This window comes from Winogradskyella sp. MH6 (assembly GCF_022810765.1).
Lineage (GTDB): Bacteria > Bacteroidota > Bacteroidia > Flavobacteriales > Flavobacteriaceae > Winogradskyella.
This window is the reverse complement of record NZ_CP094494.1, coordinates 1,437,100-1,458,766: the sequence shown is the minus strand read 5'-3', so window position 1 is coordinate 1,458,766 and position 21,667 is coordinate 1,437,100. Positions and strand designations below refer to the sequence as shown.

Below are 21,667 nucleotides of genomic sequence, written 5' to 3'. Positions count from 1 at the left end.
ATCTCATCCTTAAATACACTTCGACTGTGCTCAGTCTGACAGAATACGAATTAATGAAAATCATAAACTACATAAAGCGCCACAAAATAAAGTCAGCAATTCTAGCTGTACTTCTTGTAGTTTATTATTTCTCTTTACCAAAAGAACTCTTTAAAGATCCAACAGCTACCGTAATCACCAGCAATAACAATGAATTGTTAGGTGCCAAAATTGCCGACGATGGTCAATGGCGATTTCCTGAAACCGATAGTGTGCCTGAGAAATTTAAAACCTGTCTTCTACTTTTTGAAGACGAATATTTCTATAAGCATCCTGGTTTCAATCCAATTTCAATTTTTAAAGCTTTACAGGAAAATATAAGCTCTGGTTCCGTAAAACGTGGCGGAAGCACACTCACGCAGCAAGTGATTCGCTTATCTCGAAAAGGACAGAGCAGAACCTATCTCGAAAAACTGAAAGAGCTTATTCTAGCAACACGATTAGAATTCAGACATTCTAAAGACGACATTTTAAAGCTGTATGCAAGTCACGCACCATTTGGTGGCAATGTTGTTGGCATCGATGCTGCGGCTTGGCGCTATTTCAATAGAGAAGCATCTAATTTATCTTGGGCAGAAAGCGCAACCCTTGCGGTTTTACCCAATGCACCAAGTCTTATTTATCCAGGAAAAAATCAACAACGATTACTTGACAAACGCAATCGTTTATTAAAGAAGTTGTTAGACAATGGCACTATTGACGAGCTCACTTACGAGCTTTCCATCGCTGAAACTTTACCACAAAAACCGTATCCTTTGCCTCAAATTGCACCGCATTTGTTGCAGAAAGTTGCCAAACATAATAAAGGTAAGCGACTAAAAACGACAGTTGATATTGCCTTGCAAACACAAGCTAACCATATTGTCAAGCAACATTACAATAGCTTGAAACAAAATGAGATTTATAATATTTCGGTACTGGTTTTAGACGTTAAAACCAGAAAGGTCTTGACTTATATTGGCAATTCACCAACAGATAATGCACATCAGAAAAGTGTAGATATTATTGACAAACCCAGAAGCACAGGCAGTATTTTAAAACCATTTTTGTATGCTGCTATGCTCGATGCTGGCGATTTATTACCACATACTTTGGTCGCTGATGTTCCCACACAATTTGGCAGTTACCAACCTGAAAATTATGACAAGTCTTATGATGGTGCAGTACACGCCAATGAAGCTCTGTCACGCTCATTGAATGTGCCTGCTGTACGAATGCTTCAAGATTTTGGTTTAGATCGTTTTTATCATTATTTGAAGCAATTAAAATTGAAGGATTTAAGATACAATGCCAATCATTATGGCTTGTCCTTAGCACTAGGTGGCGCCGAAAGTAACCTTTGGGATTTATGTAAAAGTTATGCTGCAATGGCCTCGACCTTAAATCATTTTAATGACAATTCCAGTGAATATTATAACAACGAATTTGTAGAACCTATTTACAATTTTGAATCTGAAATCGACTTCGGAAAACTGGCTTCTGAAAAATCGGTTTTTGATGCTGCATCCATCTATCTCACGTTCGAAAGTATGAAACAAGTCAATAGACCTGAAAGTGATGAGAGTTGGGAATTTTACGATTCGTCTCAAGACATTGCCTGGAAAACTGGCACCAGTTTTGGGTTTAGAGATGCTTGGGCTATTGGCACCACCAAAGATTATGTGGTTGGTGTTTGGGTTGGTAATGCTGATGGTGAAGGTCGTCCTGGTTTGGTTGGTGTACAAACGGCTGCACCAATTTTGTTTGATGTTTTTGATATTCTACCAAAAAGTGAGTGGTTTACGAAGCCTTATGATGAAATGATTGAAGTGAGCATTTGCAGGAAAAGTGGCTACCAAGCTTCAACTGTTTGTGATGATGTGGAATCTAGATTTATTCAAAATGCTGGACAAAAAACCGCACCTTGTCCGTTTCATAAGTTGATACATTTGGATGCTTCTGAGCAGTTTCAGGTAAATTCTTCTTGTGAGGATATTTCAAACTTAAAAACAACATCTTGGTTTGTTTTACCGCCTCTTCAGGAATATTATTTCAAAACTAAAAATCCGTTTTACAAATCCTTACCACCTTTTAGAAATGATTGTGTAGAAACTTCAGCAGTACGCATGGAGTTTATTTATCCTAATCAGCAAAACACTATTTTCTTACCCAAAGATTTTGATGGCAACACCAACGAATTAATCCTAAAAGTGGCACATTCTAAACCCGAACTTAAACTATTCTGGTACATAGATGATGTTTATGTTGGCCAAACCAAAGACATTCACGATATGGCCATTTTACCTCAACAAGGTGAACATACCATAACTGTGGTGGATGAATTGGGCAACGAAATAAAACATAAAATAACTGTGGCTAATTAAAATGTATTCTTATTAGTCAAATCCTTATTTTTGTAATCTAAAATTCTTAAGATGGAAACTATTCAATTTATACATTCGGGTTGGGCATATATTGTTTTATTGGTATTTGTTATTGCTACTTTTAATGCGTTAATAAAGTTTTTTGGCAATAAAGAATATGGAGCAATAGATTTTAGATTAGCGTTGTTTACCTTAATTACAATGCATATTCAATTACTACTCGGTATTATTTTATGGTTTACCAAAGGCTATTTTGATGAAATGTCTGTTGGAGAAGTAATGAAAAATGGTGCTGTTAGAAAACTAGCTGTAGAACATCCTACTTTAATGATTATCGCTGTTGCTTTGGTTACTATAGGTTATTCTAAGCACAAAAAGAAATTGGTTTCTAAACCTAAATTCAAATTACTTGCCATTTTTTATAGTATAGCTTTAGCTGCTGTACTTTATATGATTCCATGGAATCAGTGGTTTAATTAATAAAAAAGGCGCAAATTAAAATTTGTGCCTTTTTTATAACTTTTCAATTCTTTTAACTGTGCTTTTACCACTGACTGTTTCAACTTTCAACAGATAAAGTCCTTTACTGAAGTTAGATAGGTTTATTATGCTTTCTTTTCCTTCACAAAGAAGTTTCCCTGTTACACTGTAAATCCTTACCTTTTCAATACTATCTGAATTTAGTAACTTAACATTAATGATATCATTTGTTGGATTCGGATAAACACTTATTAACTCATCTTGTTTTTCAGGCAAAGAAAGTCTTGGGCTACCCGTTACCTGCATCACTAAATGAATTTCAGGCGGAGGAAAAAGATTTGCAATATCGTTTGGAATGTCATAACCACAACTAGTAGATTGATAATAACTTGGTGCTGTCTGACCATTTGAATTACTTCCTATTATTATTCGATTAAGATTGCCTGGTATACTTATATTTTGTGCACTCACAGCGAATACTAAAAAATTATCAGTAACAAGCGCATTAAGAGGTACATGCTTTAAAGTTCCATTATCAGCGTTGGAAACTGGAACACTAACCCTTGTCACCTCCATTAAGCTTCCTTCTGGAAAGGTATCTGTTTGATAAATAACAACATCAACTACATAATTATCATCCTCATTATTAACACTATATACACCAAAATCTACTGATACAACATTAAACTGGTCATATCCTAAGGTATTGATATCAAAAGCTCTAATATAATTATTATCAGTTATTTGTTCTGCAGAGCATATTACTGTACCCTGTTGTATAGTATTATCAAGTGTTTGTGCTAATGTAATTGTCTGACAAAAACCTAGTTGATTAACTAATACTATAGAGAGGAGAATTAGTTTCTTCATAAGGATAAATTAACTTTTTCAAGTTTATTCTTTTGAACCAAAAAATGAAACCTTAATTATTATTAATTCTTAGTTGACTCCCCTTCGTCCTTTACTTCTTTGACCAAATAAACATATACTGGAAAGTGGTCACTAAAACCATCTGTAAAACTTCCATCTGCAAAACTTCTAAAAGGATAACCTTTATAGCGTCCATGCTTATTAGTTAAGTAATTCTTATTAAATATTCCTGACTTGTAATATCTAAAGGACTCATAGTCTTTTTCTAAAAATGGTTGTGTCAATAATATCTGATCGAACAAACTCCAAGCATCTCTATAGCCTGTTGTTCCTAAACCTTGCTTTTTAAATTGGTCTTCAAAAGGATTATAAATTCCTTTAAAGCCTACTTTTTTCTTCTTAGACTCTGCTTTTAATGCTTCTTTTAAACTTGCATTATTTGGGTTATCATTTAAGTCACCCATTGTGATAATCTTCGCATAGGGATCAATGGACTGAAGAGAATCAATTATACGTTTATTCAAATTTGCAGCAGCTACACGTTTTGGTCTACTTCTGGCTTCACCACCTCTTCTAGATGGCCAGTGATTAACTATAATATGAATTAACTCACCATCTAATTTTCCGCTAACCAACAATTGGTCTCTTGTATAAACACGCTCTCTTGTATCATCATCATAAATCTTTAATTCAAAACTACTTGTATCAGTAGGCTTAAAAAGTGCTTTTTGATATAACAACGCAACGTCTATTCCTCTAGCATCTGGCGAATCAAAATGTACAATTCCGTAGTCTTTATCTAATAATTGTGGATCATTTACCAAATCTACCAATACCTGTCTGTTTTCTACCTCAGAAACACCTATCACGGCTGGCGAATTATTAGTATCTTCTTTACCTATATCAGCTACAACCTTTGCCATATTTTTTACTTTCGCTAGGTAAACTTCAGATCTATTAGCTTCGTGCATTTCCATTATTGGACTTGCCTCGTCATATTTTAGAGGATCATTAATGGTATCAAATAAGTTTTCGAGATTGTAAAATGCTACTGTATGAATTTTATATTTCTTCTTCTCTTGCGCATTTACATTGACAAATACTAATGTTAATAAAAATAAAATACTGAGTTTTAATGTTTTCATTTAATGTATGTTATGTTATCATTAATTACTTTGCAATTCTTGGGCCAAAAGTATATATTTATTATAAAAGATGTACATTTGCAGGCCTTAAATAACTTTTATTTAATGTAAGAAATATTATTAACTCTAAAATCAATTATGAAAAAAAGTCTAATTATTTTATTGTTTGGATTGTTTTCTTCTTTTGCATTGATGGCACAAAACACAATGATTAAAGGTAGTGTGAAGGATGCAACTTCGTTAGAACCAATTCCAGATGTAACAATAACAATTGAAGAAACCCAGCAGTCTACACTTACAGATGGTTTGGGTGAATTTACTTTTTCTAGCAATGTTCCTTTAGGCGAACAAGTATTAAGAATATCAAAACCTGGATATGTTACCAAACGTTACCCAATCATTGTAAATGAAGGGCAAACAGTTAACATTACAGACATGACTTTGGAAGTTGACTTAGCTAGTAGTGAGGATTTATTTACAATCACATTATCTGATGATGAATTGAATGATGACACTAGTGGAGCAGACAACATTTCGGGATTACTTGCCTCTTCTATGGATATTTTTCAAAGAACTGCAGCTTTTGAATTTAGCTCTTCATTCTTTAGAGTAAGAGGTCTAGACTCCGACAATGGTTCTGTTTTAATTAACGGAATTGAAATGAACAAAGTATACAACGGAAGACCTCAATGGAGTAACTGGGGAGGTTTAAATGATGTTGTAAGAAATCAGGTTTTAACTTCTGGTTTAACACCTTCTGAATACAATTTTGGTGGAGTTTTAGGTACGACAAATATTATTGCCAGAGCTTCTAGTTACAGAAAAGGTGGTAGAGTAACTTATTCTTCATCTAATAGAAGTTATACAAATAGAGTAATGGCTAGTTATGCATCTGGGTTATTAGATGGTGGTTGGTCTTATGCTTTTATGGCAAGTAGAAGATGGGGAAATGAAGGTTACCAAGACGCTACTTTATATGATGCTAATTCTTTCTTTGCTACTGTAGAGAAAAAATTTAATGACAAACACAGTCTTAACTTTACAAGTATATACGCACCAAATAGAAGAGGTAAATCATCCCCTAATACTCAAGAGGTTTATGACTTAAAAGGCATAAAGTACAATGAATATTGGGGCTATTTAGATGGTGATAAGAAAAACTCTCGTATTAAAGAGACGGAAGAGCCTATCTTAATGCTTAACCATTATTGGGACATTAATAGCAGAACTTCTCTTAATACAAACGTGGCTTATCAATGGGGAAAATTAGGAAACAGTCGTTTAGATTTTCCTGGTGGTGCAAACCCAAGCCCTGCTTATTATCAAAAGTTACCTAGTTATTTCTTAGCTGACAGTGATGGTCCAGATTACGAAAACGCATATATCGCTGAGCAAGAATTTATAAACAACGGTCAAATAGACTGGAACAGAATTATTGATGCTAACCTTACAAATAACATAGACGGTAGTTATGCTGCTTATGCATTATACGAAGATCGTTCGGATGATTCTCAAGTAACAGTAAACACTATTTTAAACACAGAACTTACCGATAATATTGTTTTAAATGCTTCGGTAAACTATAAGAGTTTAAAGTCAGAAAACTTTGCTGAAATTATCGATTTATTAGGAAGTAATACAGGTGTTTTAAATGTAGATTCTTTTGATGGTTTCCAATTTGACATGAACAATCCAGACCAAGTTGCTTTTGAAGGAGATAAATATAGATACAATTATAACTTGTATGCAGACATCATTTCTGGTTATGCGCAAGGTGTTTTTAAATACAATAAAGTAGACTTTTATTTAGCTGGTAGTGTTACAAAAACAGATTACTACAGAGATGGTCTTTACAGAAATGAAGCAAATGCTAATAATTCTTATGGAAAAGGAGGCGAAGTAGATTTTACAGGTTTTGGTGCTAAAGCAGGTTTTACATATAAAATTTCTGGTAAGCACTTAATAGATGTTAACGGAGGGTATATTACTAGAGCACCTTCTTTAAGAAACACTTATTCTAACGCAAGAGCAAATCATGATGTTGTTGGTGTAGTTAATGGAGTTAATATTACAGGTCAAGATATTACCGAAGAAAAGATAACATCCTTTGACGCTAGTTATATCTTTAGATCTCCAATAGTTAATGCTCGTCTAACAGGTTTTTATACTAAGACAGAAGACGCTAATGAAATTTCTTTCTACTATGCAGATGGTATTGGTGGTTTCCTTGATGACCAAGGTAATGTACAAACAAACAACTTAGTTTCTGAGGTTTTACAAGGTGTTGATAAAAAACACATAGGAGCAGAACTTGGTATTGAAGCACAAGTAACACCAACAATAAAATTAAAAGGTGCTGCCTCTTATGGTCAATACACTTATGATAATAATCCTAATTTATACATCTCTGCAAACGACCAAGCTGCATTTTATGGAGAATCTAACTTAAAAGATTACAAAGTTGCTGGTGGTCCTCAAAAAGCCTATTCTATAGGGTTTGAATATAGAGATCCAGATTATTGGTGGTTTGGTGCAACTGCAAACTTCTTTGATGAAACTTACGTAGATGTAAGTCCTTTATTAAGAACTTCTAGTTTCTATACAGAGCCAACAGACGGATTACCAATGAACGATTATAATCCTGAAATTGCAAGAGAGCTTTTAAAACAAGAAGAGTTTGGTAACTACATGGTAGTTAATCTTATTGGAGGTAAGTCATGGAAAATTAATGATTATTTTATAGGTTTCTTTGCAAGTGTAGGGAACATATTAGATAAACAATATAGAACTGGTGGATTTGAGCAAGGTCGTAACGCTAATTACAGAGAGTTACTTGAAGACAACTCAAATCCTAAGCGTCGTTTTGGACCTAAATACTGGTATGGACGTGGCGCAAATTACTTTTTAAATGTATATTTTAGATTCTAAAAAAACTATGAAAAATAAATTTCAAATTATGAAAACAACTAAATTATTAACACTCTTACTTGCCATCTTTGCAAGTATCTCAATTACATCTTGTGTTGAAGATGACGATTACAGTATTCCTAACAGCTTAGGAAATGAAGAAAACGCTGGTTTAGTACAAATCATGGCTGATTTGAATGCAGGTACTTTAACTGAAATTTCAATAGCAGATTTAAAAGCACTTTACCAAGCATACGAAGATGGGCAAAGTGGTTTTGATTACGACCACTTCATTCAAATTCCTGACAACTTAGTTGTTAAAGGTTATGTAACTTCTTCTGATGCTACTGGTAACTTTTACAAAGAATTTTATATGCAAGATGCACCTGAAAATCCAACAGCTGCAATTGGTGTTCTCTTAAATCAAGTTGACTCATACAACCAATTTAATATTGGGCGTGAGGTATATGTAAAACTTAAGGACATGTATGTTGGTTACAATTCTAACGAAGTTATCTCTGTAGGTGGTAAGCCAGATGGTGATCAAGTAGGTCAATTTACTGCAAACCAAATACCAACTAAGATTTTTAGATCTGAAGTAACAGAAACTATTGTTCCTTTACAGGTTAATCTTTCTGAAATAAACGAAGGACATGTAGGATTTTTTGTAACTGCAACAGACGTTCAATTCCCAGAGAATTTAGAAGGTAGTACTTATGGAGACCCAACTGAAGATTTTGATACCAGAAGAACGCTTCAAGCTTGTGAAGGATTTGGTTATTCTAACTTCTTGGTAGAGACTAGTTCTTTTGCTAATTTCTATAACACTCCATTACCAACTCAAGGAGGAACTATTTCTGCAGTAGTTTTAAAATCTTATGGTGGAGATGATTTAGTTCTATTAATCAATGAGCTTAGTGATGTTGAGTTTAGCAATGCACGTTGTATGCCATTAGATATCAATGATTTTACTGTTGTTTTTGAAGATGGTTTTGATGGTGGATTAAGCCAATGGACAACTTTTAACGTTACAGGTGCGCAAGTATGGGGAACAACTAACTTTGGAAACCCAGCACCAAGTGCTTACATGAATGGTTATTCTGGTGGTGCTCAAGAAAATGAAGATTGGTTAATTTCTGAAGCTATAGATTTATCTGCTGTTACTAACACTTTCTTTTTCTTTGAAACTGATAAGCGTTACGACGGAAACGATTTAGAAGTATATATGTCTACAGATTATTCTGGTGGTGACCCTAACTCTAATGGTACTTGGACAATGTTAGATGCAACTATGGATCCTAATGCTAATAGCTGGAATACCTGGACAAACTCTGGTAGTATTGATGTTTCTAGTGCTGATGGACAAATGTTATACATTGCATTTAAATACACTTCTACTTCATCTGCAGCTGCAACTTTTGAATTAGACAACGTTACTGTATTAGGTTTATAATAAACTTATAACAACTATATTTACAAAACCTGCTTAATAGTAGGTTTTGTTTTTTAAACACACTATGCTAGACAACTATTATATAGCCATTTTAAACTACTACAAAAAGCGATTAGGTAAACGTAGCTTAACGATAGCACTATTTTATATAAATGTATTAGAGCTTTCAATACTGATGGCTTTAGGTACTTTCTTTATGGCCTTTGCTACACAGATGAAGATAAACTCTATCTCATCAAACAAATTTTGGATATTATTTAGCTTAGCTTCACTTTTTATTATGTTTAAAAACTGGATGCGCTATAACGGAAAAAAAAGAAATATACTGAATGCTAAATCTAGGTCAAAGACCCCTTCAATTTATTTGTTATGGTTATTGCCTATAGGTTGTATTGTACTTGCTTTTGTGTTTTTACAAGTATTAGCTTAAAACAAAAACGCTATCCTTAAAAGGACAGCGTTTTTTTATTTGTAGTAAAAAACTACTATTCAGTTTTGTTTTCTTCTTTTTTACAGCATGGCTTTTTACAGTCTTCTTTACAAGCTTTCTTTTCTGCTTCTGTTTTGTCAGCACAGCATGCTTTATTACAATCTTCTTTACATTTTTTTGCCTCACCACCAAAGCCATCTACAACCTTCATGTCTTTTACTTTGTATACATCACTAACTTTAGCAACTGCCTCCTCTAAAGATTTTGGTGTTACTTTAGCCTCATCATACTCAACCATTGCTAAACGTTTGTCAAAATCTACTTTTGCAGATTTTACACCATCCATTTTAGCCATTTTCTTTTCAATAGTTTTTGCACATCCTACTGCACAGGTCATACCTTCAATTCCAAATTCTACTTTAGCATAAGTTGCATTAGGGTCTAAAGTACTGGCAACTTCTTTAGCACCTACCTCAACATCTACAGTTTTCACTTCTGGCTCAGCTTTGTCTTTACAAGACGTTAAAGCTAAAAGCAGTGCAGAAGCAACGATTATATTCTTAAATTTTTTCATAAGTAATAACTCTTAAATTTTGGATAAATCTAATAAATATTGATGTTTCTTGCGAAAGAATTAACGATTTTTGTGAGTCTTAAGGAAATTTTTGCATGAAAAACCCTAACATAAAATGGATTTACCTCCTCATCCTTTCCGTTATTTGGGGAAGTTCATTTATTCTTATTAAAAAATCGTTATTAGGGCTTACCCCTTTTCAACTAGGCGCTTTAAGAACTATTTTTACAGGAGTAATTTTATTATTGGCAGGGTTTTATCATTTAAAACATGTCCCAAAATCTAAATGGAAGTGGCTTCTTTTGTCTGGTTTGCTAGGCTCTTTCTTTCCTGCTTTCCTCTTTGCTATTGCAGAAACTGAAATTGATAGTGCTGTTGCTTCAATCTTAAATTCGTTAGTGCCCTTAAATACAATAATCCTTGGCTTTGCTGTTTTTAAAATTGTATCTACAAAACGACAAATTATAGGTGTAATTGTCGGATTTATAGGTACTGCCATTTTAATTTTAAAAGGTTCTGAACTTAACCCAAATCAAAATTATCTGTATGCTGGTTTTGTTATTGCTTCTACACTTATGTATGCTGCAAACGTCAATATTATAAAACGCTATCTACAAGATGTAAAGCCTTTAGCTATTGCTGCAGGTAACTATGCTTTTATTATAATACCAGCATTAATTGTATTACTGTTTTCTGGATTTTTTACTTCAGAACGATTAAACCATCCTGATTTGGTTAAGTCATTAGGTTTTGTAGCCATTCTTTCTGTTTTTGGCACAGCCATAGCTAAAGTAGTTTTTAATAAGCTCGTACAAATATCTACTCCTGTTTTTGCGTCTTCTGTAACTTATATTATTCCTGTAACCGCATTAATTTGGGGAATTTTGGATGGTGAATCTTTTAGTCTTATTCAAGGGTTGGCAGCGCTTCTAATCTTAGTTGGAGTCTATTTATCACATAAACGTAAAGCATAAAAAAACCGAAGCTTTCACTTCGGTTTTTAAACTTATATGAGTTCTATTGATTTTAATTAAAATCTTCTGCTGTTACTCCTTCGTTTATTTTTACTTCTGTAGTCTCAAAAGTAAACGCTTGTGGACCTGCAGTAACTTTCATAGTATACGGCATCATTACACCATCTACTTCTTTGTAGTTAGAGTAATCTACAACTGTTGTTATAGACTGTCCTTGAGCCTCAGTCGTAGATTCTGTTCTTATTAAGTAACCTGTTTCTACATCGTAATATCTGTAAGACGTTGTATCGTCCTTAGTTTCTTTTATTTTGTATGCGTCTTTTCCTTCAACCATTGTAATGCTTTCTAACTCTATAGTTGAAGATTCCATATACAATTCCTCAAAAAGACCCTTATTAGACTTTCTAGAAGATAGTTCTTTATCTTCCATAGGTATCTTTCTTCCTTGTTGTTCCATGTAACCATTAGTTCCATCGAAGTTTTGTTTCATTAAGGTTCCCATACCTTCTGCAACAACTTCCATTTTAAATTTGTTTGGTGCCATTTGCTTCGTAGTAGCAATAGGCTTAAATGGCGCCCCTGGAATAGTCATCTCTGCTTTGACCAAAGTAGTATTAACCTTTCTAAGGTTTTCTTCACCTCCAATGGCCTTAACATAGTTTTTAATAACAGTCTCTGCTGTTAAACCTTCTGGTAATGGCTTAGAAAAAACTGGTTTTTCTGTAGCATTTGCATAAGCATCGTAATACTTAATAGGAATTCCTGTTTTTTCAAGATTTTCTATCACATCACTTCCTTTACCAACAACCACTATACGTGCATTTTCTGGTCTAAAGTGTTTGTTAGCTACACGCATAACATCTTCTTTAGTAACAGCGTTAATCTTAGCTAAATACGTAGAATAAAAGTCTTCTGGTAAATTGTTTAATTTGATATTTAAAGCATAGTTTGCAATAGTTCTCGGGCTTTCTAAATCTAGAATAAAATCACCAACATATTTAGCTTTAGCATTTTCTAAATCTTTGGTTTCTACTGGTTCCGTTTTAATTCTATTAATTTCCTTTAGTGTTTCTACAACTGCGCTATCTGTTACCATATTTCTAACTGCTGCACCAGCTGTAAAACGAGACGCACCATATCTACTTGGACTTATACTTGTACGAGCTCCGTAAGTATAACCGTGCTCTTCACGAAGATTCATATTTAAATAACTACCAAAACCACCACCTAAAATTTTATTTGCGATTAAAACTGCATGGTAATCTTCGTCATTCATTTTAAAATCTACATTGTTTGTCAAAGAAATATTAGACTGTACAGCATTTGGCATATCCACAAAATTAATTTGTGTGTATTGTGCATTTTGCATTGGTGCTGGTATTGTAGTTTCTACTCCTGCAGATTTTTCCCACTTACCAAAATAGTCTTTTATTTTTCGTTTAACATCACCCATTTCAACATCTCCAACTATAACTAAATAGGCATTGTTAGGATTAAAGTATTTTTCATAAAATGCTAAAACATCACCAAACTCAATATTGTTTACTGTTTCTTCTGTAACAAACTCTCCGTAAGGATGCTTTACACCATAAGACAACGCAGAACCAACTCTACTTGCTACGGCATCAACACTCTTTTTGTCTGATTTAAGACTTTCGATAAGCTTCTCTTTTTCCTTCTCAAATTCCTCTTTAGTTAATAATGGGTTTATTGCCGCATCTGCCATTAACTCAATTATTCTATCAGAATATTTTGAAAGTGAGCTTGCATAGGCACTTTGAGAACCAAAACTTAATCTAGCTCCTAAAAAATCGATTTCATCATTAAATTCATCTTTAGGTATTGTAGTGGTTCCGTTTCCTAACATAGCACCTAGAATACTAGATACACCAGCTTTATTTCCTTCGGCAATTGGTTTGTTATCAATTCTTAAAGAGATAGAAACTCTTGGTAATTTATGGTTCTCTACTACTAAAACTTCGATACCGTTTTTTAACTTAAATTCACCTGGTTTTTCTAACGTAATCTTTGGAGAAGGACCTGGTTTTGGTTGTTTAGATCTATCTATTTGCGCATTTACCGCACCTACTGCCATTAAAAACAATACAACAAATGCTGATATTTTAGTTTTCATATTACTATTCATTTTTATTTTATTGATCATCTTTCTTTGGTAAGTACTCTAAGATTATGCGTTGATTAGGGTTTAAATACTTCTTAGCAACGTCTCTCATTTCTTCTCTTGTAATAGAGCGATAGATGTCTATTTCATTGTTGATTAAATTTACATTTTCATATAGCATATAATATCTCGCTAAAGAGTTAGCAATTCCTTCTATACTAGAATTTGAATTTACAAATTGGTTCTCAAACTGATTTTGAAGTTTTTCATAATCGCGCTCAGAGATTAACTCTTCTTGGATTTTTACAATTTCCTCATCCATCTCAGTAATTAATGTATCTAAAGACACATCTCCCAATGGTAGAGCAAATAATGCATAGATACCATAATCCTCTTGGCTAATATTAACAGCCTGAACAGCTAAGGCCTGCTTTTGCTCATCTACCATTTTCTTGTACAAAACAGAGCTTTTCCCTCCACTTAAGTAGCTAGAGATCATATCTAAAACATAGGCATCTCTACTTTTAAAAGATGGTGTTCTATAAGCAGCTATTACTGCAGGTATTTGAATATTTGGATCGTAAGTCTTATCTCTCATAGACTCAGTAATAGGCGCTTCTTTTGGAAGATCTCTTTTAATTTCCTCACCTCTTGGAATTGGTCCAAAATAATCCTGAATCATTTTCTTAACCTGTGGCTTATCAATATCACCAGCAACAACTAACACAGCATTATTTGGTACATAGAATTTTTTATTGAATGCCTGAAATTCTTCTAAAGTTGCAGCATCTAAGTGATCCATAGAACCAATTGTAGCCCATCTGTAAGGGTGTACCTTAAACATGCGCTTCTTAACCTCAGCCAACAAGTTACCATAAGGTTGGTTATCTACACGAAGGCGTTTTTCTTCTTTAACAACTTCGTTTTGAGTATCAACACCTATTTGATTAATTACTGGATGCATTAATCTTTCAGACTCCATCCATAATCCTAACTCTACACTGTTAGAAGGAAATACTTCGTAATAGTATGTTCTGTCATCTGTAGTATTTGCATTGTTGCTACCACCGTTTGATGTTACAATATTAAACCATTCCCCACGAGGGATGTTTTCAGTTCCTTCAAATAATAAATGCTCAAAAAAGTGAGCAAAACCTGTACGCTCAGGGTTTTCATCTTTTGCACCTACATGATACATTACAGATACTGTGACTACAGGAGCTGAATTATCCTGATGCAAGATAACGTGCATTCCATTGTCTAAATCGTACTCCTCAAATTCCACCTGCTGTGCATTGGCAAAAGAACCAACAAACAACAAGAGCGCTAGAGTAAATAAGCTTTTTCTCATTATTAATAAGTGTTTAAATTTTAAATTGTTTAAGTGTTTGTCTTAGCATAATGTGCATTGTTACACAAAACCACACAAAAATAAGGAATCATTAGACTTTATTAACATAATAAAATGTGAAAACTGTTTTTCATGTAGTATCCTAATTTAAAAACATATATGTATTTAAGTTGAAAAGTATGCGAAAAGCCTTAAAACGTTTGTAGATTAGGAATTTAGGAGTATATTTGCATCCGCTTTCTGAGAAAAGCACATTTTTTTAATAAACAAATTAATAAAAACGTTACGCTATGTACGCAATTGTAGAGATAGCAGGGCAGCAATTTAAAGTTGCGAAAGACCAAAAAGTTTTTGTTAACCGTTTATCTACTGAAGAAGGTAAAAAAGTTGATTTTGACAATGTACTTCTTATAGGTGATGGTGACAATATTACTTTAGGCGCCCCAGCTATAGACGGAGCACAAGTAAGTGCAAAAGTCTTAAAGCACCTTAAAGGTGACAAAGTAATAGTTTTCAAAAAGAAAAGACGTAAAGGTTACCGTGTAAAAAATGGTCACAGACAAGCCTTAACAGAAATCGTTATTGAAAGCATTACTGCTTCTGGAGCTAAGAAAGCTGCTCCAAAGAAGGAAACTAAAAAAGCTGAACCAAAAGCCGAAAAGGCAGCTCCAAAAGCAACTGGTAAAGCTGATGATTTAAAGAAAATTGAAGGTGTTGGTCCAAAAATCGCTTCTACTTTAGCAGAAGCTGGTTTAGCAACTTTTGCTGATATAGCAAAATCTACACCTGAAGCAATTTCTGAAATCATTTCAGATGTTCGTGGTAACCATGTTACTGACACTTGGCCAGCACAAGCTAAATTAGCTGCTGAAGGTAAGTGGGACGAGCTTAAAAAATGGCAAGACGAATTAGATGGTGGTAAAGCATAATTGCAAAATCACTTAAGTTTAACAATATAAAACCTTAAGACAATGGCTCATAAAAAAGGAGTTGGTAGTTCTAAAAACGGTAGAGAATCAGAATCGAAACGCTTAGGTGTTAAGATTTTTGGTGGTCAAGCTGCTGTTGCTGGGAACATTATCGTAAGACAAAGAGGTAACACGCATCACCCAGGTGAAAACGTATACCAAGGAAAAGACCACACTTTACACGCTAAAGTTGATGGTATCGTAACATTTACTAAGAAAAAAGACAATAAGTCTTATGTTTCTATAGCACCATTTGAGGCTTAAGAAATTATTTTCTTTTTAAAATATAAAAGCGACTAGAATATTCTAGTCGTTTTTTTTATTAGTAACATTTTCATCATACAAACTATAGATTTAAATAACATGTATCACCTTACTTTACGAGTTATAAATTATAGTTTACATTGTTTATCATTAACCATATTAAAATCTCCTTTCTCTTTGTACTTATTTACTCTCTTAATGCCCAAGAGATAAACACAACCAAAGAAACAGAGCTTTTTTCTCTAAAAGCTGAATTAAAAAATGCTATTACAGAGAATGATTCAATAAATATTGGCTTAACGAATATTAAACTCGCTGATTTTTTCAATAGCATTTCCCTCTTTAAGGAAGCTACTCACTATTATCAAGAATACTTAGGGCTTCACCTTCCAAAGGATTCTAGTTTTGTAAAGGTTCAGAATCAACTAGCATTAATCAATTTAGAACTTAAACAATACCGTTTAGCTGAACAACATGCTTTACAGGCACTTAGCACTTCAGAACATATAAATTACAAAAAAGGCGAAGCGACTTCAAATGCTCTGCTGGGAAGTGTATCCGAAAAACGTAGCAATTATAATGAAGCTTTAAAGTTTCAAGAAAAGAGTTTATCACTTTTTAGTCTATTAAAGGATAGTACTGGCATTGCCATTACAAACGAAAACATTGGCAGTATTTATGAAGATTTGGAGCAATACCAAAAAGCCTTGAACTATTTTAATATTGCCAATCGCTTTGCTAAAAACAGCCCTTGGGATTTAAAAATTAATATCCTTAATAATATTGGTGATATTAACAGAAAAACTAAAAAATACAATGATGCTATACGTTTTACTGAGCAAGCATTAGAGTCTGCAAAATCAGCAAACAACCAATCACAATTAGTAAGTGCTCTCAAAGATTTGTCTAGAACATATGCCGATATGGGTAACTTTGAAGAAGCTTATAAATACCTTAACAACCAATACATTGCCAACGAGGAAGAGCTTATTCAAAACAATAATGAAATCGTAAGTGCTTTACAAATTCTGCACGATGTAAAAGAAAACGAAAACAAAGTACAATTACTAAACAAACAAAACGAAATAAATAAAGTACAGCAAAGCATTGCTCTCATTACTACAAGTACTATATTTTTAGCTCTATTAGCTCTTTTTCTATACTGGAAGAAAAGAAGAAAACACGAAAAGCACATACTAGAGTATAAGCAACAACTACTTCAAGCAGATTTAGATAAAAAGGCAGCTAAAGAAATTGCTTTAAATAGAGAAATAGATATTAAAGTCTCTTCTCTCACCAATTACAGCCTTCATATTGCGCATAAAAACAAAATGCTTTCAGACATTTCTAAAACCCTTTCTAAGTTAAAGAATCGCAATAGTGAGCTTGTCTCAAAAAAACTAAAAGATATTGTTAAAGATATCGAAGCAGATCTAGAAAACAATAATGAGTGGACAGAGCTCATGAGCTACTTTGGACAAATTCACCCAAACTTTTTTTCTACCCTAAAACAAATTGTAAACGATAAGCTGTCCTCATCAGAAATGCGCTTGTGCATGTTATTGAGATTAAATCTCTCTTCAAAGGAGATTGCAGACATTCTTCATATTACTCCAGATAGTGTTCGAATAGCTAGATACAGACTAAGAAAAAAATTGCCTTTAGAGTCAAAAGACGATCTTCAAGACTATTTACTAAATCTTCAACTAGATTAACCAAATTCTTTTCTCAATGTTAAGTTAACGTAAATGTTGCTTTCATTTATACCCATTTTACAAGGTTCTGTTACGTTTTGTTAACGCTCATTTTATCTACAAATGAAGTCTTCAAACTAGTTTTGAGGGAAACAAAAATCAACCTTAAATGAAACATTATTTTACCCTTTTATTTTTAACCCTCTCTTTTTTCGGATTCGCACAGTCTGGAAATTTACAAGGTGTCATTACCGATAAGGATGGTCTTACCATTCCTGGTGCAACAGTTTCTATCACATCACTTAACAAAGGAACTGTAACTGATTTTAACGGAAAATACGTTTTGGTAGATATTCCTGAAGGAAAACATACTATTACTGTAAAATATCTTGGCTACTCAGATGTGACTCAAGATATAGAGATTGTTGCTAGCCAAACTGTAACACTAAACATTATTTTAAACTCTGAAGATACTGCTTTAGAGGAAGTTACCATTAATGGTTATGGCCTTAGCGGACAAGCAAGAGCCTTAAACACGCAAAAGAACAAACAAAATATTACTAACGTTGTGTCTACAGACCAAATCGGTAAGTTTCCAGATGCTAATATTGGTGATGCTGTAAAACGTATTCCTGGAATTACTATGCAGGTAGATCAAGGTGAAGCACGTAACATTATTGTTCGTGGTCTTTCTCCTCAATTAAACTCTGTTACCTTAAACGGAAGCAGAATTCCTTCTGCTGAAGGTGATAACCGTAACGTTCAGATGGATTTAATTCCATCAGATATGATTCAAACGATTGAAGTAAACAAAGCAGTAACTCCAGATATGGATGCTGACGCTCTTGGTGGTTCTGTAAACTTAATTACGCGTACTTCGCCTCAAGGTTTCCGTTTGTCTGCAACGGTTGGTTCTGGTCTTAACTTTATCACAGACAAAAGAATCTTAAACGGATCTTTCTTAGTTGGAGACCGTAGTAAAAACGATAAATTTGGTTGGATGGTTTCTGCATCCATAAACGATAACGACTTTGGTAGTGATAATGTTGAGGCTGAATGGACAGACGAGTTTGAATTTAATGAGTTTGATGATGAAGATAACTTAACTGAATTAGATGTAAATCCTTATGCTAACGTTTTTGAAATTAGAGAATATCTAGTACAACGTGTACGTCGTAGCTTCTCAGCTAACTTAGATTATAAATTCGATGATAACAATTCCGTTTATTTCAAATCTATCTATAACTGGAGAGACGATAGAGAAAACCGTTTTAGATTAGAGCATGAAATCCTTGATGGTGAAGACATTGCTCCTGGTGATTTTTCAGTAGATGGTAATGGTAACCTTACTATGTTTCCTGTGGAAGCAAAACGCCAATCTAAAGGTGGTATTGGAAATGACAGAAATAAAAACAGACGTTTAGAAGACCAACGTATGCAAAACTACAGCCTTGGTGGTGAGCACCTTTTTGGCAATGTACAGTTTGATTGGATGGCATCTTTTGCTAAAGCTTCAGAAGAGCGTTTAAACGAGCGTTATTTAGAGTATGAGAGTGAATACATAATCGACTTTAATAACAATCAAGATAAACCTTTGTACACTCCTACAAATCCTGCTAATGCTAATTTTGCTGATTTTGAATTTGGTGAGCTTACAGAAGAAAACCAATATACAGAAGAAGAAGACATTAATTTTTTTGTGAATGCACAATTACCTTTATCTGTTATTGATGGTAATGATGGCTTTTTAAAGTTTGGTGCTAAAACAAGATTAAAAAATAAAAACAGAACAAACGGTTTTATAGAATACAGTGATGAAACTGGTGCATTAGAATTCTTAGGTATGGTTCCTACAAGAAGCTATTCTGATACAGACTTCTTAGCTGGTAGCCAATACCAAATCGGCACATTTGCTAGTCCAGAATTTTTGGGTGGCTTAAATCTTAACGACACCAACCTTTTTGAAGGTGAAGATTTACCAGAAGAATATGCTACTGCTAACTTTGACGTTAACGAAAACGTATATGCAGGTTACGCTATGCTTAACCAAAATATTACAGACAAGCTAAGTGTTTTAGCTGGTGTAAGATTAGAACATACTTCTATTGAAAGCACAGGTAACGAGCTTGTATTTAACGAAGATGGCGACGTTGATGGTAATGCTGAAGTTAAAGACGAAAACTCATACACCAACATCTTACCTGGTGTTCATTTTAAATATGATGTAACAGACAATACAGTTTTACGTTTCGCTTGGACCAACACTCTAGCAAGACCAAACTATGTAGATTTAGTACCATACAGAGAAATCAATAACGAAGATGAAGAAATCTTCTTAGGAAACTCTGAATTAGACCCGACAACGTCTATGAACTTCGACTTTATGGCAGAGCACTACTTTAAATCTGTTGGTATTGTTTCTGGTGGTTTATTTTACAAGAGCATTTCGGACTTTACTTATGTATTTCAATCAGAAGATGAAAACGGTTACGAAGTATACCAACCTCTAAATGGTGATGATGCTTCAGTATTTGGAGCAGAGGTGTCTTTTCAACGTCGTTTAGATTTCTTACCTGGTTTTGCTAAGAATTTCAGTATTTATCTTAACTATACCTACTTAACGTCTAGTGCAGATGGTATCCGCAACGAAGATGGTGAAGAGCGTACAGATTTAGATTTACCTCAAACATCCCCAAATATGTTTAACGGTTCGTTAGGCTATGCTGGTAAAAAATTCAGCTTACGTTTATCTGCTAACTACTCTGATGCTTATATCGATGAGATTGGTGGAAATGCGTTTGAAGACCGTTATTACGACGAGCAGTTCTTCTTAGACTTTAATGCCAATGTTGCACTAAACAAAAATTTAAGTCTATACTTAAATCTAAACAACATTACCAACCAACCGTTACGTTATTATCAAGGTGTAAGTAGCAGAACAATGCAAATGGAATACTACGATATGCGTTTAACATTCGGACTAAAATATGATTTATTTAAGAAGTAAGATGATGAAAAAAACCTTAATACTAGGTGTTATTTCTGCTGTAGTTTTCTCTTGTGGAAATGGATTACCAGAAATTGCGCCAACACTAAAATCTGAAAAATTACCACACGATAGTGACGATCCTGCTATTTGGATTAATCACAAAAACCCAGAACAGAGTATTGTTTTTGGTACTGATAAAGATGAAATTGATGGTGGTGTGTATGCTTTAGATTTAGACGGAAAAATCATAAAAGAGAAAAGCTTAACAGGTGTTAGCTATCCTAATAATGTGGATGTAGAATACGGTTTTAAACTGAACGACTCTACAAAAACGGATATTATGATATTTTCTGAACGTGAGAAAAATCAAATCAGAGTATACTCAGTACCTGACATGAAACCTTTAGACAATGGTGGTTTTAAAGTCTTTGAAGATGAAACTGATGTAGAAATGAAACGACCAATGGGAGTTTCTATTTACAAGAATCCATCAACTGAAGAGATTTCTGTGTTTGTGAGTAGAAAAGCTGGTCCTACAGAAGGCTATTTATACCAATACGCTTTGGTTAGCGATTCTTTGGGAGTACATTCTAATCTGTTGCGTAAAATGGGAACTTTTAGTGGTCAAAAAGAAATTGAAGCCATTGCTGTAGATGACGAATTGGGTTTTGTGTATTTCTCTGACGAAGGTGTTGGCATTAGAAAATACCACGCAGACCCTAAAAAAGGAAACAAGGAAATTGCTTTATTTGGCACAGACCATTTTAAAGATGATATTGAAGGTATTGCGATTGCAACTTACGCTAATGGTGAAGGTTTCATCATTGTATCCAATCAACAAAACCATAGCTTCAACATCTTTAAACGAAGCGATAATAGCTTTGTAAAGGAAATAAACTTAGGCACAATTGAAACTGACGGTTGCGATGTTATAACGACACCTTTAGGTAAAAAATATCCAAACGGACTGTTTGTCTCAATGAATGACGAGCAAGACTTTTTCTTTCATGCTCTTGATTCATTAAAGTTGAAATAATTTTTTTT

16 protein-coding genes are annotated in these 21,667 nt (G+C 33.9%); 11 read left to right on the top strand and 5 right to left on the bottom strand.

Translation table 11 applies throughout. From position 1 onward, the window contains the following. Positions 1-53 precede the first annotated feature (53 nt). Entirely contained in the window at positions 54-2,402 is a 2,349-nt protein-coding gene (gene pbpC / locus MST30_RS06500) for a penicillin-binding protein 1C (RefSeq protein ID WP_243473573.1), read from the top strand. Positions 2,403-2,453: 51 nt separating this feature from the next. Beyond that, positions 2,454-2,882: a hypothetical protein gene (locus MST30_RS06495; protein ID WP_243473572.1), complete on the top strand. Its 429-nt coding sequence runs from the start codon at positions 2,454-2,456 to the stop codon at positions 2,880-2,882. Between the two features lie 33 nt (positions 2,883-2,915). On the opposite strand, the gene MST30_RS06490 is transcribed toward MST30_RS06495, so the two are convergent. Together MST30_RS06490 and MST30_RS06485 are read right to left on the bottom strand one after the other, a co-directional pair. Next, complete coding sequence (locus tag MST30_RS06490) at positions 2,916-3,752, bottom strand: T9SS type A sorting domain-containing protein (RefSeq protein ID WP_243473571.1); 837 nt, start codon at positions 3,750-3,752, stop codon at positions 2,916-2,918. A 62-nt stretch (positions 3,753-3,814) separates the two neighbouring features. Continuing rightward, positions 3,815-4,897 (bottom strand): endonuclease/exonuclease/phosphatase family protein, encoded by a 1,083-nt coding sequence (locus tag MST30_RS06485; RefSeq protein WP_243473570.1) that lies wholly within the window; start codon positions 4,895-4,897, stop codon positions 3,815-3,817. A 207-nt stretch (positions 4,898-5,104) separates the two neighbouring features. Between MST30_RS06485 and MST30_RS06480 the strand changes: the two genes are divergently transcribed. From MST30_RS06480 to MST30_RS06470, 3 genes are all read left to right on the top strand, one after another. Continuing rightward, positions 5,105-7,825 (top strand): carboxypeptidase regulatory-like domain-containing protein, encoded by a 2,721-nt coding sequence (locus MST30_RS06480; RefSeq protein ID WP_441372799.1) that lies wholly within the window; start codon positions 5,105-5,107, stop codon positions 7,823-7,825. Between the two features lie 28 nt (positions 7,826-7,853). After that, entirely contained in the window at positions 7,854-9,257 is a 1,404-nt protein-coding gene (locus MST30_RS06475; RefSeq protein WP_243473568.1) for a DUF5689 domain-containing protein, read from the top strand. A 64-nt stretch (positions 9,258-9,321) separates the two neighbouring features. Continuing rightward, positions 9,322-9,687, top strand: a complete 366-nt coding sequence (locus MST30_RS06470) for a hypothetical protein (protein ID WP_243473567.1) — start codon at positions 9,322-9,324, stop codon at positions 9,685-9,687. A gap of 55 nt (positions 9,688-9,742) precedes the next feature. Here MST30_RS06470 and MST30_RS06465 read toward each other — a convergent pair whose 3' ends face one another. Beyond that, positions 9,743-10,261: a cation transporter gene (locus MST30_RS06465; protein ID WP_243473566.1), complete on the bottom strand. Its 519-nt coding sequence runs from the start codon at positions 10,259-10,261 to the stop codon at positions 9,743-9,745. A 95-nt stretch (positions 10,262-10,356) separates the two neighbouring features. Between MST30_RS06465 and MST30_RS06460 the strand changes: the two genes are divergently transcribed. After that, the gene (locus MST30_RS06460; RefSeq protein ID WP_243473565.1) at positions 10,357-11,235 is read left to right on the top strand and encodes a DMT family transporter; all 879 of its coding nucleotides are present in this window, start codon (positions 10,357-10,359) and stop codon (positions 11,233-11,235) included. Positions 11,236-11,287: 52 nt separating this feature from the next. Here MST30_RS06460 and MST30_RS06455 read toward each other — a convergent pair whose 3' ends face one another. Beyond that, positions 11,288-13,369 carry a M16 family metallopeptidase gene (locus MST30_RS06455; protein ID WP_243473564.1) on the bottom strand — a complete coding sequence of 694 codons (2,082 nt, stop codon included), beginning with the start codon at positions 13,367-13,369 and terminating at the stop codon, positions 11,288-11,290. A 19-nt stretch (positions 13,370-13,388) separates the two neighbouring features. Next, entirely contained in the window at positions 13,389-14,708 is a 1,320-nt protein-coding gene (locus MST30_RS06450) for a M16 family metallopeptidase (protein ID WP_243473563.1), read from the bottom strand. A 290-nt stretch (positions 14,709-14,998) separates the two neighbouring features. Between MST30_RS06450 and rplU the strand changes: the two genes are divergently transcribed. From rplU to MST30_RS06425, 5 genes are all read left to right on the top strand, one after another. After that, the gene (gene rplU / locus MST30_RS06445; RefSeq protein ID WP_243473562.1) at positions 14,999-15,637 is read left to right on the top strand and encodes a 50S ribosomal protein L21; all 639 of its coding nucleotides are present in this window, start codon (positions 14,999-15,001) and stop codon (positions 15,635-15,637) included. 42 nt (positions 15,638-15,679) lie between these two features. Continuing rightward, positions 15,680-15,940, top strand: a complete 261-nt coding sequence (rpmA, locus tag MST30_RS06440) for a 50S ribosomal protein L27 (protein ID WP_243473561.1) — start codon at positions 15,680-15,682, stop codon at positions 15,938-15,940. Positions 15,941-16,080: 140 nt separating this feature from the next. After that, the gene (locus MST30_RS06435; protein ID WP_243473560.1) at positions 16,081-17,655 is read left to right on the top strand and encodes a tetratricopeptide repeat protein; all 1,575 of its coding nucleotides are present in this window, start codon (positions 16,081-16,083) and stop codon (positions 17,653-17,655) included. Positions 17,656-17,803: 148 nt separating this feature from the next. Continuing rightward, positions 17,804-20,641, top strand: coding sequence for a TonB-dependent receptor (locus tag MST30_RS06430; RefSeq protein ID WP_243473559.1), 2,838 nt, complete (start codon positions 17,804-17,806; stop codon positions 20,639-20,641). Next, positions 20,622-21,659 carry a phytase gene (locus tag MST30_RS06425; RefSeq protein WP_243473558.1) on the top strand — a complete coding sequence of 346 codons (1,038 nt, stop codon included), beginning with the start codon at positions 20,622-20,624 and terminating at the stop codon, positions 21,657-21,659. The genes MST30_RS06430 and MST30_RS06425 overlap by 20 nt, the downstream gene beginning before the upstream one ends. Positions 21,660-21,667 lie beyond the last annotated feature (8 nt).